This is a genomic window from Streptomyces sp. ADI95-17, from assembly GCF_003846175.1.
GTDB classification, from domain to species: domain Bacteria; phylum Actinomycetota; class Actinomycetes; order Streptomycetales; family Streptomycetaceae; genus Streptomyces; species Streptomyces sanglieri.
In genome coordinates, this window is the sequence record NZ_ML123048.1 from 556,596 (window position 1) to 570,055 (window position 13,460).

A 13,460-nucleotide genomic window follows, 5' to 3' on the forward strand; every position below is an offset into this window, starting at 1 on the left:
CGGCCCTACACGTCCGTCCTGATCACCACGGCCAGGGTGCGCGGACCGTGCACGCCCTCCACCCGCTCCAGCTCGATGTCGGAGGTGGCCGAGGGACCGCTGATCAGCGTCGTCGGCCGCTGCGGCACCAGCCGTGCCACGGCTTCCGGCACACCGGCCTCGACCGTCGACAGATCGACGACGCAGACATGCAGATCGGGGACCAGGGAGAGCGCCCGCCGTCCCTGGTCCGGCGAGCCGTCCAGGAAGATGGTGCCGGTCTCGGCGCAGCTGACGGCCGAGGCGGTGACGACGCCGTCCAGCGCGTCGAGCCGGGGCGCCGGGATGTCGTCGGAGTCCTGCTGGACCTCGCCGTCGTACCCGTCGAGCCAGCCGGCGTCGAGCCCGGCCGGCACACCGATCCGCCGTGCCCCGCGCTCCCGCAGCACCTCGGCGACGACGTGTGCGGTGCGGTCGGCGGTGCAGGTGTGCACGGTGGCCTTGTAGTCGACGAGCCGGTCGGTGAAGAGGGCCAGGCGTTCGTCGTCGGGGAGGGTGCGGCCGGTGCGGTAGCCGCGGGGGACGGCGACGTCGGGGGCGGGGGCGAGGGAGAGGGCGTCCTTGATCCTGCCCAGCACCGTTTCGCGAGCGGTCGTCACTTCTCCTCCTCCGGCTTCCTGCGGTTCTGCTCGTACTCGTCCGCGGCGGCCCGCATCGTCGCGGCGCCCTCGGCCGATGCCAGCCAGGAGCGGAAGGTCTGCTTCGGCGGCACCTCGGTGTCCCGGCTCTCGCTCCAGCCGTCGAACGGCGGCGGGAGATGCGAGATCTTGCCGTCCCGCCCGCCGAGGACGCGGCCGATCCCCGCCCCCTTCTGCGCGGCGGTGAAGAGCTTCGGATGCTTCATGACGGTGGCCGCGGCCTTCATGGCCAGCTTCTCCGCCGTGGTGCCGGACTGCTCGGTGTGCTGGTGGCGCAGCTCGACCAGGAGCGAGGGAATGTCGATCTTGACCGGGCAGGCGTCGAAACAGGCGCCGCAGAGGCTGGAGGCGTACGGCAGCGAGCTGTTGGGGTCGTCCTTGGCCGCGTGCATCCCGGCGAGCTGCGGAGTGAGGACCGCGCCGATCGGTCCGGGGTACGTCGATCCGTACGCGTGGCCGCCGGCCCGTTCGTACACCGGGCAGACGTTGAGACAGGCCGAGCAGCGAATGCAGTTGAGGGCCTCGCGTCCGATCCGGTCGGCGAGCGCCGCGGTGCGGCCGTTGTCGAGCAGGACCAGATGGAACTCCTGCGGTCCGTCGCCCGGCGTCACCCCGGTCCACATCGAGGTGTACGGGTTCATCCGCTCGCCGGTGGAGGAGCGCGGCAGCAACTGCAGGAACACTTCGAGGTCCTGATAGCGCGGCAGCACCTTCTCGATGCCCATGACGGTGATCAGGGTGTCGGGCATCGTCAGACACATGCGGCCGTTGCCCTCGGACTCCACGACGGCGAGGGTTCCGGTCTCGGCGATGCCGAAGTTCGCCCCGGAGACCGCCACCTTGGTCGTCATGAACTTCTCGCGCAGGTAGGCGCGGGCGGCGGCGGCGAGATGCGCCGGCACGTTGTCCAGGCTCGGGTCGACGCCCGGGATCTCCTTGAGGAAGATCTGCCGGATCTCGTCGCGGTTGCGGTGGATCGCGGGCACCAGGATGTGCGACGGCTTGTCGTGCGCGAGCTGGACGATCAGCTCGGCGAGGTCCGTCTCGTACGGGGTGATGCCGACCGATTCGAGGTGTTCGTTGAGGCCGATCTCCTGGGTGGCCATCGACTTGACCTTGATGACGTCGCTGCTGCCCGTCGCCCTGACCAGCCGGGCGACGATCTCGTTGGCCTCGACGCCGTCGCGCGCCCAGTGGACGGTGCCGCCGCGCTCGGTGACCTTCCGCTCCAGCTGCTCCAGGAGTTCGGGGAGCCGGTTCATGGTGTCGGTCTTGATGGCCGAACCCGCCTCGCGCAGCGCTTCCCAGTCGGGCAGTTCGCCGGTGACATCGAGGCGTTTGGCGCGGATGGTGCGGGTGGCCCGGCCGAGGTTGCGGCGCAGTTGTTCGTTGCGCAGTTCGTCGTGGGCGGCCTCGGGGAACTTCCGGTCGCCGCGTAGATTGCCCGTTCCGTACGGGGAGCGGGGCGGGGTCGCGGGCATGCCGAGGAAGGTGCTGCTCATCGGACGGCCTCCGTGGGGACGTACGGCGAGGTGCGGGTGGCGGAGAGGACCTGCGCGAGGTGCAGGGTGCGGGTACCGGACCTGATGCGGGAGAGCCCGCCGCCGATGTGCATCAGACAGGACGAGTCGCCCGCGGTGCAGACATCGGCCCCGGTGGTGGCGATGTTGCGCATCTTGTCCTGGAGCATCGCGGTCGACGTCTCGGCGTTCTTGACGGCGAAGGTGCCGCCGAAGCCGCAGCAGGAGTCGGCCTCGGGGAGTTCGACGAGGTCGATGGAGTCGACGGCACGGAGCAGCTTCAGTGGCTTGTCACCGACGCGCAGCATCCGCAGCGAGTGACAGGTGGGGTGGTACGTCACCCGGTGCGGGAAGTACGCGCCAACGTCGTCCACGTCCAGGACGTCCACGAGGAACTCCGACAGCTCGTACGTCTTGGCCTTGACGGTGGCGACGCCCGCGCGCAGCGCCGCGTCCCCGTACCGTTCGGCGACGATCTCGTGCTGATGACGGACCGAGCCCGCGCACGATCCGGACGGCATCACGACGGCGTCGATCGAGGCGTCGCCGAACTGGTCGGCGAAGTTGCGGACCAGGGGAACGGGTTCGCGCTGATAGCCGGTGTTGACGTGCATCTGACCGCAACAGGTCTGCCCCGGCGGGAACACCACGTCGTGGCCCAGGCGGGCGAGCAGGACCGCGGTCGATTTCACCGCCTCGGGGAAGAGCGTGTCTCCCAGACAGGTGGCGAAGAGTCCGATGCGCATGGGGGTCTCTCCGATCGCTTCTGCATTTTTATGGTCCGACCATACTAGCCTCGGTCCGGAACGCGAGGGATGCGGCGCCGCGATCCACCGGGCGAGGGATTGATTAGCATGCACCTGACAATGACGCATTGCGTCCGTACATCTCCGGTCCGTCCGGCCGGAGCCGTACGTGGATGCGTCAGGAATCCCCTGGCGCCCGGTCGGAGTTCTCGTCGACCAGCGTGCCGTGGAGGCTGCGGATGTGCTTCTCGACCAGGTCGGCCGCGCTCACGCCCTCGCCCGCGCGCACCAGCCTCAGCAGCTCGGTGTGCTCGGCGTTGAGCGCGGCGGCCGTGGCCGGCCAGTCCTCGGCCGCCTCCAGCGCGCGCAGGATCAGCGGTCGCACCGACTCGCGGACGGCGGAGGTGAGCGTCGAGGTCAGTTCGTTGCCGGAGCTGCGGGCGATGTGCACATGGAACCGGGTGTCCAGATCGTTGAACTCCAGGACCGGAACACCCGGCTCCGCCATGCGTACGACCAGCGCCTCCGCCTCGTCGAGATCCTCCGGGGAGGCGTTGCGCGCGGCCGCCTCGAAACTGGACCGCTCCAGCACGACGCGCGCCTCCAGGACGTCCTCCAGGCTGTAGCTGCCCAGCGCGAAGTGCAGTCGCAGCAGCCGCCCGAGCGCGTCGTCGGGGTGGCGCACGATCCGCGCCCCGGCGTCCGGCCCCCGGCCCGGCTGCGCGACCAGTACCCCGATGGTCTCCAGCACCCGAAGCGCCTCGCGCAGCGCGGACCGGCTGACCCCGAGCACCGGCGCGAGCTCGCGCTCGGGCGGCAGCCGGTCGCCCGCCCGCAGTTCACCGGCGAAGACCCGCTGCTCGATGCTCTGGAGCACCAGCTCATGCGTACGGGACTGCCGTACGGGTTGCCATTCGACGGGCATCCGTCACCTCTTGCCTCGGCCGGAACCGTCCGGTTGCCGTCGCTTCTGTCACTGGATCTTCAACTATGTCACACACCGCATATGGTCGGACCAAAGAGGCGATGCCTGCCCGGCGTTCCCGCCCGGCAGGTGTTCGCCGGCCCGGTCCGGGCGAGGCCCGCTCAGTAGGTGACGACGATGCGGCGCCCCACTCCGTCCACCTCGATCCGGCCGCCGAACGGAATGATCTGCTGGGGGTCGGTGTGACCGAGGCCGACATCGAGGACGGCCATGGTCTCGGGGGCGTACTCGCCCAGTGCCCGCAGCACCGCTTTCCGCTGCTCCGTGCGGTACCGCTCCCCGGCCTCGGCTCCGAGGGGCTTCTCGAACGACCAGTTCTTGGCCCGGCCCATGAGGAGGGCGGGGAACTGCCGGAGCAGCCCGCGCTCCCCCATGCTCCGCAGAATCCAGTAGACCTCGTCGGCCGACGGCATCTCCTCGCTCGTTTCGAGGAACAGCACCCGCCCCGCGTAGTCGTCCACCGGCCGGATCTCGCGATCGGCCATCAGCAGCCAGGAAAGGATCTCCAGATTTCCGCCCCAGCTCGCGCCCCGCACGTTCCTGCCGTCGGCGTTGTGCCAGATCCAGCCCCCGCAGGGCAGCATCTCGGGCTCGGAGTCGAAGGTGCGGGGGTCCTCCCATCGGCCGTTCTCCCCGTTGGACTCCTTGGACGGGGTGAGTTCGAAGTCGCCCCGGGTGAAGAGGGCGGCGCGCATGGAGTCCGCGGTCAGCGGGTGCATCGCGCCGGGACGCCCCAGTTCGACCATGACCGTTCCGCCGTGGTAGCCGACGATGCCCAGATTCTCCAGGTACACCAGCAGGTTCGTGCAGTCGCTGTACCCGAAGAACGGCTTGGGATTGGCGCGCAGGAGCTCACGGTCCAGGTGCGGCAGCACGGTGATCTGGTCGTCGCCGCCGATGCTGGAGATCACGGCCTTGATGCCGGGGTCGGCGAACGCCGCGTGGATGTCGGCGGCGCGTTCCTGCGGGGTGGAGCCCGGCTTCCTCGTCGTCGGGTACTCCACCGGTTCGAGGCCGAAGTCCTCCCGGAGCCTGCGCAGCCCCAGTTCATGGGGCAGCGGCAGGATGCCGGGGAGACCGGAGGAGGGCGACAGCACGGCGACGCGGTCGCCGGGCCGGGGCTTGTCGGGGTACGTGTGGGTCGACATCCGCCGAGCCTAGGGGCCGGGAACTTGAGCGTCGCCACGTTTTGCCGGCCCGGCCGCCGGAGGACCGGGCGGCGAACACCGCGACGAAGACTCGGGCCGTCACCCGTCGAAGGATCCGTGGCGGCCTGCGCCGCCTCCGAAGCGTTCGGCCCCGGCCTGCGTCTCTCCCGCCGTCAGCGGCACCAGGCCGTGCCGGTACTCCTGGGCCAGCGCCTCCGGTTCACTCAGACCGTGCTGCTCGCGTACCGAGAGCCGGTCGTGGCGCAGACACAACTGCGGGAAAGCGGCGATCTCGTGGGCGAGCCGCTCCGCCGTGCCGCGCGCCTCGCCGGGTGGCACGATCCGGTTGGCGAGCCCGATGGCGTACGCCTCGGCCGCCGGGACGGGCCGCCCGGTGAGGATCATGTCCATGGCCCGGCTCTCGCCGATCAGCCGCGGCAGCCGTACCGTTCCCCCGTCCACCAGCGGCACACCCCAGCGGCGGCAGAACACCCCGAACACCGCGTCGTCCTCCGCCACCCGGAGATCGCACCAGAGGGCGAGCTCCAGCCCGCCGGCCACGGCGTGGCCGGAGACCGCCGCGATGACGGGCTTGCCCAGGTGCATACGCGTCGGCCCCATCGGCCCGTCGCCGTCGGCCCGGACCTCGTTGCCCCGCTCCGTACCGATGCCCTTCAGGTCGGCACCCGAGCAGAACGTACCGCCCTCGCCCCACAGCACGGCGACGCACGCGTCCGGATCGGCATCGAACTCCCGGAAGGCGTCGGCCAGTTGCCGGGCGGTGGGGCCGTCCACGGCGTTACGGACCTCGGGCCGCCCGAGGATCACGGTGAACACCGGCCCGTCGCGCTCGATCCGCACGGCTGCTTCTTCACTCATCGTTCGGCCTCCCACAGGGACGGCGGACGGCCCCGCCGACTTCATCGATCCGGGTCGATCCGGCACAGCTGATTCATGTGATTCTCACGCAAACGTTCTACGGTGGGGCGCGTGACCCAGATGAGCCCGCCCGGCTGGCACCCAGACCCCGGGTATACAGGAATCGGCCCCGTCCACGAGCGCTGGTGGGACGGCACCCGGTGGACCGACCAGCTCCGCGTACCGCCCGCCACGATCCGGCGCCGCCGGATGCGCGTCGGACTGGGCATCACCGCCGCAGTGGTGGTCCTCGCCGCCATCGGGGGCGGCGTTTCCCTGCTGTCGGACAAGTCCGGCGACGACAACGATCGCGCGGCCACGGTCCCGTCCGCCCCGCCCTCGGACTCGCCCCGTCGTGGTCCGGGCGCACCGGGAGGCGGCGGCGGGAGCGGCGCCCCCGAGCAGCAGCTGCCGGGGACCGAGGACGGCTACGCCACGGACCTGGCCAGCGGGATCAGCCTCCCGGTGCCGGACGGCTGGAAGGGCAGCTCCGGGGTCGCGGGCGCGGGAGTGACGACGGGTGAGTACCCGTGTCCAGGCGACACGTCCCAGCAGTGTGTGCGCGGCGGGGTGTTCTCGATGCCCGCGAAGGGCCTGAAGCTCGACACCACGACGGCGAAGGACACGGCGGTGAAGGACATCTCCGCCAACGCCACGGATTCGTACGGCGAGAAGATCTACGGCGGCATCACCTCGCACGAGGAACTCAGGTCCGGTCCGGTGACCGTGGCCGGTGAGCAGGGCTACCTGGTGCGCTGGAAGGTGGTGACGAAGAACGGTGACGACGGGTACGTCCAGTCGCTGGCCTTCCCGTCGCCCCGCTCGAAGGACCTGCTGATCGTGGTGCGGTCCGGCTTCGACGTCAATTCCAAGGCGCCCGCGCTCTCCGTCATGGACGACATCACCAAGGGCATCAAGGCCTCGTCGGGAACGGGCTCCGGCCCCGGCACCACCGCGTAGGGCACGGCCCGGCCCGGACGAAGGGCCCTGGGCGGCCCGCCTTCGTGCACCCGGGTGTGAGTACGAAGGCGGGCCGGGCTGAGTACGCCGACCGATCCACCGGCGGGCGGTCGCTGGTCGAATGACCATCATGCTTCCTGACGCACCGTCCCGCCCCCGCATCCAGCACGTCGCCGGCGCCGGCACGACACTCGCGCTGTCACTGGCCCCGCTGGTGATCGGCGTGCTGCTCGCCAAGTCCATGGCGGCGGATCCGATGACTCCGGTGAACGCGCTGGTCACCCGGGGCGGGCAGCCCGTACCCATCTCGCCCGCGCAGTGGCGCGGCTGCGGCCGGCAGGTCCTGCGCAAGTGGAAGGGCCCGCTGAAGGCGGGTCGGCATCCCGTCGCGCTGGTGCGGCGGTGCCCCGGGGTCCGGCGTACGCGCCGCCTGGGAGAGCTGCCGGTCGGGCACTGAGCGAACGGCGGTCCCGGCGCCCGGGGCCGGCCGGGTATCAGGCCCGTCGGCAGTGCAGGAACAACTGGGGCTCGGCCACCGCCGCTTCGTACTCCGGGGTGAACAGGGTGCTCTGCTCCCACAGCACCGAGAGGCCGGCCGCGGTGACCAGCTCGGTGAACTCCTCCGGGCCGAAGCTCGTCGCCCGCACCTCGTGCCCCATGAAGACGACGCCGAAGTCCTCCACGTCCAACGGCACCGTGGCCACGACCAGATGACCGCTGGGAACCAGCAGCCGGCCGAGCTTCCGCAGCAGCCGGAACTGGTCGTCGCGGGACATCTGAAGCAGTGAGAAGTACGCGCAGACCGCGTCGAAACTCCCCTCGTCCAGGGCGAGTTCAAGAATGTCGGCGCATTCGAACCTGGCGTCGGGAACCTGCCGGGCCGCCAGTTCGACCATGCCCGGCGAGACGTCCACCCCCAGCACTTCATGGCCTGCCCCGGTGAGGGTCTGCGCGGTCGGCCGCCCCGTTCCGCTGCCGACGTCCAGGATCCGGCTGTGCGGCGTGAGGTCGCCCAGCAGCCGTTGCAACGAGGTGTGGTGGGCGGCGGATCCGGCGAACGCCCGCTCGTAGTCGGCGCCCAGCGCGTCGAACACCGTGGCGGCAGCGCGGCCGTGGTCTCCGTCCATCGATGTGGTCCCTTCCCCAAGCGCCGTGCCGTGCGGTTCCCCGAGGATCGTTTCATCATTCGTCGGCGCCCACAACGCCCGCCTCTGGGGGACGGGGGCCGCGAAATCCGGTTTCCCGCCGCCCGCGCGTTTCCTACACTCACCACGAAACGCGCGCCACGACGGCATGGTGACGCGCACCGTGACCAGTGAGGGGAGACCGGCCGTGCGCTACCGCACCGCTGTTGTCGTTCCCTCGTCGCGGTACGAGGTGATCCTGGTGTCTTCGTGCGCCCGGTGCAGGCTGCGCGGCCCGCACCGGTCCCCCGCGACGGACAACTGACCTCGCAGCGCCCGGCGTCGATACGGCCGGGCGGTCGCCCACCGGAGTGACACACCGGTGCGGAGGTCTGCGCCCGGCCTGGTCACAGGCCCGTTCGTCCGGGAATCGCGCCCTCCCGTTCCGGAAGAATTCCGAAAGGCCATGGGCCGTGCGTACCGAACTGCACCGTCAACCCACCAGTCCGCCGACCGACGTCCGCAACCTGGGCATCCTCGCCCACGTCGATGCCGGCAAGACCACCGTCACCGAGCGGATCCTCTATCTCACCGGCGCCGTCCACAAGCAGGGCGAGGTCCACGACGGGACGACCGTCACCGACTTCGACTCCCAGGAACGCGACCGCGGAATCACCATCTTCGCCGCCGCGGTGAGCTGCTCGTGGGACGGTCACCGGATCAATCTGATCGACACCCCGGGACATGTCGACTTCTCCGACGAGGTGGAGCGCTCGCTGCGGGTGCTCGACGGCGCGATCGCGGTGTTCGACGCCGTCGCGGGCGTCGAACCGCAGAGCGAGTCGGTGTGGCGGCAGGCCGACCGGCACGGGGTGCCTCGGATCGCCTTCGTCAACAAGCTGGACCGTGCCGGGGCCGACCTCGACACGGCGGTCGCATCGATCAGGGACCGGCTGCACACCGTCCCGCTGGTGGTCCAACTGCCGATCGGGAGCGAGGACGGGTTCGGCGGAGTGGTGGATCTGCTGCGCATGCGGGCGCTGCTCTGGGCCGACGACGGCACCTTCGAGGCGGGGCGGGTGCCCGATGCGCTGCGCGAAGAGGCGCTGCGGCGCAGGCGGCTGCTGGAGGAGACGGTGGCGGAGCTCCATCCGGCGGCGCTGGAGGAGTTCTGCGCGGAGTCGTCGGTCTCCGAGCAGACGCTGCGGGCCGCGCTGCGCGACCTGACCCGTACCGGCGAAGGTGTTGTGGTGCTGTGCGGTTCGGCCTACCGCAACCGCGGTATCGAGCCGCTCCTGGAGGCCGTCGTGGCCTACCTGCCCTCGCCGCTGGACGTGCCGCCGGTGCGCGGCACCCTGGACGGCGCGGTGCAGGAGCGGCCCGCCGATCCGGCGGCGCCGTTCGCCGCGCTGGTGTTCAAGGTGAACTCGACGGCCACCGGCCGGCTGACCTGCCTGCGGGTGTACTCGGGAACGATCCGGAAGGGGGACACGGTGCTGGACGCGGGCGCGCGGCGCCACGAACGCGTCGGGCGGATCCTGCGTGTGCAGGCCGGCCGGCACACCGACGTCGACACGGCGGTGGCCGGGGACATCGTCGCGGTGATCGGTCTGAAGGCGGCCCGCGCCGGGGCCACCCTGTGCGCACCTGCGGCGCCGCTGGTCCTCGAACCGCCCGCCGCGGCCGACCCGGTCGTCTCGGTGGCGGTCGAGGCCCGGCGGCGCACCGACACCGAACGCCTGGTGACGGCGCTGGCGCGGCTGGTCGAGGAGGATCCCTCGCTGGCGGTCCGCACCGACCCCGAGACCGGGCAGACGGTGCTGTCGGGCATGGGGGAACTGCATCTGGAGGTGGCGGTGGAGAAGATCCGGCGTGCGCACGAGCTGGAGATCGCTGTCGGCAGGCCGCAGGTGGCGTACCGGGAGACGGTCGCCCGTGGGGTGTCCGGGCTGGTGTACCGGCATGTGAAGCAGGACGGCGGCGCCGGGCAGTTCGCCCATGTCGTCATCGACGCGGAGCCGTTGGGGGCCACCGGTGACGGCGGTGCGGACGGCGGGCCCGACTTCGTGTTCCGGTCGACCGTGGTCGGTGGCCGGGTGCCGCAGGAGTATGTGCGGGCGGTGGAGGCCGGCTGCCGGGACGCACTGGCCGAGGGTCCGCTCGGCGGGCATCCGGTGACCGGGCTGCGGGTCACACTGACCGACGGGGCCACCCACTCCAAGGACTCCTCGGAGATGGCGTTCCGCACGGCCGGCCGGTTCGCGCTCCGTGAGGCGTTGCGGGCGAGCGCGATGGTGTTGCTGGAGCCGGTGGCCGAGGTCACCGTCACCGTGCCCGACGACGCCGTGGGCGGGGTCCTCGGCGATCTGGCCGCGAGGCGCGGCCGGGTCTCCGGCTCGACCGCGCGGGCCGGCACCGCGGTGATCACGGCGACCGTGCCGCTGGCCGAGCTGTTCGGCTACGCGACCCGGCTGCGCAGCCGGACCCAGGGCCGGGGAACGTTCACCTCCCGCCCCACCGGCTACGCCCCGGCGCCGAGCCCGGTCTCCCCCGGGACAGCGGACCGGTGACGACCGCGCCGGCCCCTCCCGTTCGCGGGCGGGGCCGGTCCGGCCGCACCGCGGCGGTCTACGGATGCGCCGGGATCACACAGTCGTCCTCCTGCGCGGGTGCGCGCCCGGTCGGCCAGGCCACTCCCTCGAACGTCAGCCGTTTCGAGCCGGGTTCGAGATGGACCACGGACAGGGCCTTGTTGTACGGGTTGCCCGCGTTGGTGAGGCAGATCCAGCCGCCGGCTCCGCGCACCCTCAGATCGGCGTTGAGCTTCCCGAGGTCTTTGCGGATCCGGTCGGCCGAGGGCACTTCCTGCCCACTGGTGTGGACCGCTCGCGCCAGTGCCCTGGAGGCGGTGAGGACGACGTCGTACGTCACGATGGTGCGCCCGTCGTCGAGGTACACGTCACCGATGGTCCCGGCCTGGTCCGTGATGCTCTGCCGCAGTGTCTCCATCGCGTCCTCGGCCTCCCTGAGGTAGAGCGGCGGCTGCTGTCCCTTGTGCTTCGGGTCCTGCTGCCACTTCCGCAGCTCGGTGGACCACGCGTCGGGGTGTGCCGGGGCGGCGTAGCGGATGGTGACGGACGGTTTCCCGGATCCCGGGTCGCCCTGGAGCAGGGCGCGGTGCCGGTCGTCGAGGCGCTGGTCGAGGGTGGTGGCGTCGGAGCCGGTGATCACCGTGTACGACTTCTTCTCGCGGCAGTAGGTGGTGGCCAGCTTGTTGACGAACAGTTTCAGATGGAGGGCGCGGCCCGCGAAGTAGATGACGTGGGCGTTGGAGCGGCAGATGTTTCCCGCGAAGTCCTCGAACTCGTTGGGGGTGACGCCCGCCTCCTCGACGTCCGGGGACTCGAAGCGCATGTCCTGGACCCCGCCCTGTGCCTTGCCCGCTCTGGCCTCGGCGAAGGCGTCCCGCAGCGAGCGGTTGTAGTCGTCGCCGGGCCGGTCGTCGGTGACCAGGGCGGTCTCCGCCCCGGCGAGTCGGGGGTCGAAGGCGAGCAGTGCGCGGGCCTGGTCCTTGGTGGTGGAGACGGCCCGGGCGAGCCCGGGGAAGGGAACCGTTTCCTTCCCTTCGGGGTTGGAGAAGTCGTCGGCCGTCACCACACTGGCGACGGCCGGGAGCTTCAGCGTGTTGGTCACGTACGTGAGGGCTTCCTTGGTCTTCGTCACGCTGAGGTTGAACCCGACGACGGCCCGCAGGTCGGGTTCCTGGCGCTGGAGCTGATCGACCGTGCCGCGCCATTCCCCGTAGCCCTTTCCCGGGTTGGCGAGGACGAGGCGGATGGGCGGCTTCGCGGAATCCACGCCGTTCGCTCCGGCCTGGGCCAGATAGGCCCCCTGGATCTCGCTGAGGATCTGGCGCTGGACCGCCGGGTTGTCCGACTCCATGGGGATGAGCAGGGCGACGGTGGCGTGCTTCGCCGCGGCGACCGCCTTGTTCTGTTCCGCGATCCGCGCGAAGACCTCGGGCATCCCGTCGTAGGTGGGCATGAACACGCCGCTGCCGTCGGAGACGCCCAGGCACTCCTCGCCGTGCACCTGAAGTCCGTTGCCGCAGCTCTCCGGCTCGCGGAAGAAGCCGTAGTAGGTGCCCAGTCCGGCCGCGGCGAGCGCCAGTGCCGTGACCACGGCGGTCACCGGCCCCAGGATCCGGCGACCGGGCCGGCGGCCGGGCTGCGGGTCGGGCGCGTCGTCCAGGGTGATCTGGACCAGGCGGCTCGGCAGCGGGGTACGGCCGCCGCGGCTCCGTTCCTCCGCGACCCGCACCCGCTCGCCGAAGCGCTCCTCGATCGCCTCCGCGAGGGCGGCCGCCGCCGCGGCGGGCTTGGCGCCCTCCGTGGGCGTGGCCCCGTCCGGCTGTGAGGTGGTGACGACCACGGGGTACACGCGAAGCGCGCGGAACTCCCCGTCGTACGCCTCCATGAGCCTGTCCCGGATGACCCGCCGCGCGTCCACGGTGTCCACGTCCGGCAGCAGGAGCACGGGGCGGCGGGCCCGGTTGAGGCGGCGGACGGCACCGTAGTGCGCGTCGATGTCGGCGAGCAGGGCCTCGACGAGCAGCAGCTGTTTCGCCGCCGCGGGCTCGCTGCGCAGCCGTTCCAGCTCTTCGCAGACGGCCTCGAAGGTGCGCTGCCGGGGAAAGCGCCGGGTGCCGTACCAGCGGACGGTCCGGTGGTGCGGGAACCTGAGTGCGTTGACGACCTTCAGGAGCAGGCCGACCAGCCCCCCGCCCATGCGTTCGCTGACGTACGGGTCGTCCAGGAGGGGGTTCAGCCGGGGACGCAGCTCGGGCAGAGTCTGCCGGCGTTCCTCGGTGATCGCCTCCCTGATCTGCCGCTTCAGGTCGCCGATCTGGCGCGGGTGGGACTGGGTCGCGACGGGCTGCCATTCGTAGAGCGCCGTACGGGCCGCCGCGAAGCGCGGGAACACTATGGGCAGACCGTGTGCCACCCGGCCGCCGTAGCCGCACCCCTCGGTCATCGCCTGCAACTGCTCGACGACCAGGCCCTCCTCGTCCTGGCCGGCCGGGACATCGCTCGGATTGTTGACCGGCACGACGCCCCGGTAGTTCCTGAGCAGCGCACCGAGCCACTGTCTGACGGGGGCGGGCGCACCCTCGACCTGAACGACGAGCGCACCGTATCTGCGCTCGAAGCGCACCCGCTTGCGGGTGAATCGCTCCCTGAAGGTCAACTGCGCCAGGACATCGTCCAGCCCCATCCGTACTCCCCGTTGTCGGACGGCGAATCGGCGATCACTATAGTGTCAAGTAGGCGTAGGAAAACGGAAGTTGGAGATTCGACATCTTCAGCTGTCGCGGTTGTGCGG

At 71.1% G+C, this 13,460-nt stretch carries 11 protein-coding genes; 3 read left to right on the forward strand and 8 right to left on the reverse strand.

Annotated features, from left to right (window positions below; translation table 11 throughout):
- Positions 1–5 precede the first annotated feature (5 nt).
- From EES42_RS25560 to EES42_RS25585, 6 genes are all read right to left on the reverse strand, one after another.
- Positions 6–638: a LutC/YkgG family protein gene (locus EES42_RS25560; RefSeq protein ID WP_124720586.1), complete on the reverse strand. Its 633-nt coding sequence runs from the start codon at positions 636–638 to the stop codon at positions 6–8.
- On the reverse strand, positions 635–2,179 hold the full coding sequence (locus EES42_RS25565; RefSeq protein ID WP_124720587.1) for a lactate utilization protein B: 1,545 nt from the start codon (positions 2,177–2,179) through the stop codon (positions 635–637). Before EES42_RS25565 ends, EES42_RS25560 begins: the two co-directional genes overlap by 4 nt.
- A complete protein-coding gene (locus EES42_RS25570; RefSeq protein ID WP_124720588.1) occupies positions 2,176–2,943 on the reverse strand; it encodes a (Fe-S)-binding protein in 768 nt (255 codons plus the stop codon). The genes EES42_RS25565 and EES42_RS25570 overlap by 4 nt, the downstream gene beginning before the upstream one ends.
- 178 nt (positions 2,944–3,121) lie before the next feature.
- A complete protein-coding gene (locus EES42_RS25575; protein ID WP_124720589.1) occupies positions 3,122–3,868 on the reverse strand; it encodes a FadR/GntR family transcriptional regulator in 747 nt (248 codons plus the stop codon).
- Positions 3,869–4,029: 161 nt separating this feature from the next.
- Positions 4,030–5,076 (reverse strand): S66 family peptidase, encoded by a 1,047-nt coding sequence (locus tag EES42_RS25580; protein WP_124720590.1) that lies wholly within the window; start codon positions 5,074–5,076, stop codon positions 4,030–4,032.
- 99 nt (positions 5,077–5,175) lie between these two features.
- Positions 5,176–5,955, reverse strand: coding sequence for a crotonase/enoyl-CoA hydratase family protein (locus tag EES42_RS25585; protein WP_124720591.1), 780 nt, complete (start codon positions 5,953–5,955; stop codon positions 5,176–5,178).
- A gap of 120 nt (positions 5,956–6,075) precedes the next feature.
- Here EES42_RS25585 and EES42_RS25590 point away from each other — a divergent pair, with 120 nt between their 5' ends.
- Together EES42_RS25590 and EES42_RS25595 are read left to right on the forward strand one after the other, a co-directional pair.
- Positions 6,076–6,954 (forward strand): DUF2510 domain-containing protein, encoded by an 879-nt coding sequence (locus EES42_RS25590; protein WP_124720885.1) that lies wholly within the window; start codon positions 6,076–6,078, stop codon positions 6,952–6,954.
- A gap of 130 nt (positions 6,955–7,084) precedes the next feature.
- Positions 7,085–7,411: a hypothetical protein gene (locus EES42_RS25595; protein WP_124720592.1), complete on the forward strand. Its 327-nt coding sequence runs from the start codon at positions 7,085–7,087 to the stop codon at positions 7,409–7,411.
- Positions 7,412–7,448: 37 nt separating this feature from the next.
- Here the strand turns inward: EES42_RS25595 and EES42_RS25600 are convergent, their stop codons facing one another.
- Positions 7,449–8,081, reverse strand: coding sequence for a class I SAM-dependent methyltransferase (locus EES42_RS25600; protein WP_124720593.1), 633 nt, complete (start codon positions 8,079–8,081; stop codon positions 7,449–7,451).
- A 470-nt stretch (positions 8,082–8,551) separates the two neighbouring features.
- Here EES42_RS25600 and fusA point away from each other — a divergent pair, with 470 nt between their 5' ends.
- Entirely contained in the window at positions 8,552–10,648 is a 2,097-nt protein-coding gene (gene fusA / locus EES42_RS25605) for an elongation factor G (protein ID WP_124720594.1), read from the forward strand.
- Positions 10,649–10,706: 58 nt separating this feature from the next.
- Here the strand turns inward: fusA and EES42_RS25610 are convergent, their stop codons facing one another.
- On the reverse strand, positions 10,707–13,352 hold the full coding sequence (locus EES42_RS25610; protein ID WP_124720595.1) for an ABC transporter substrate-binding protein: 2,646 nt from the start codon (positions 13,350–13,352) through the stop codon (positions 10,707–10,709).
- Between the last annotated feature and the right edge of the window lie 108 nt (positions 13,353–13,460).

What these genes read in the sequence shown, in the direction of transcription:
- EES42_RS25600 (WP_124720593.1), bottom strand. Translation starts at nt 8,081, where the DNA reads ATGGACGGAGACCACGGCCGCGCTGCCGCCACGGTGTTCGACGCGCTG.
- EES42_RS25580 (WP_124720590.1), bottom strand. Translation starts at nt 5,076, where the DNA reads ATGTCGACCCACACGTACCCCGACAAGCCCCGGCCCGGCGACCGCGTC.
- EES42_RS25595 (WP_124720592.1), top strand. Translation starts at nt 7,085, where the DNA reads ATGCTTCCTGACGCACCGTCCCGCCCCCGCATCCAGCACGTCGCCGGC.
- EES42_RS25565 (WP_124720587.1), bottom strand. Translation starts at nt 2,179, where the DNA reads ATGAGCAGCACCTTCCTCGGCATGCCCGCGACCCCGCCCCGCTCCCCG.
- EES42_RS25575 (WP_124720589.1), bottom strand. Translation starts at nt 3,868, where the DNA reads ATGCCCGTCGAATGGCAACCCGTACGGCAGTCCCGTACGCATGAGCTG.
- EES42_RS25570 (WP_124720588.1), bottom strand. Translation starts at nt 2,943, where the DNA reads ATGCGCATCGGACTCTTCGCCACCTGTCTGGGAGACACGCTCTTCCCC.
- EES42_RS25585 (WP_124720591.1), bottom strand. Translation starts at nt 5,955, where the DNA reads ATGAGTGAAGAAGCAGCCGTGCGGATCGAGCGCGACGGGCCGGTGTTC.
- EES42_RS25590 (WP_124720885.1), top strand. Translation starts at nt 6,076, where the DNA reads ATGAGCCCGCCCGGCTGGCACCCAGACCCCGGGTATACAGGAATCGGC.
- EES42_RS25610 (WP_124720595.1), bottom strand. Translation starts at nt 13,352, where the DNA reads ATGGGGCTGGACGATGTCCTGGCGCAGTTGACCTTCAGGGAGCGATTC.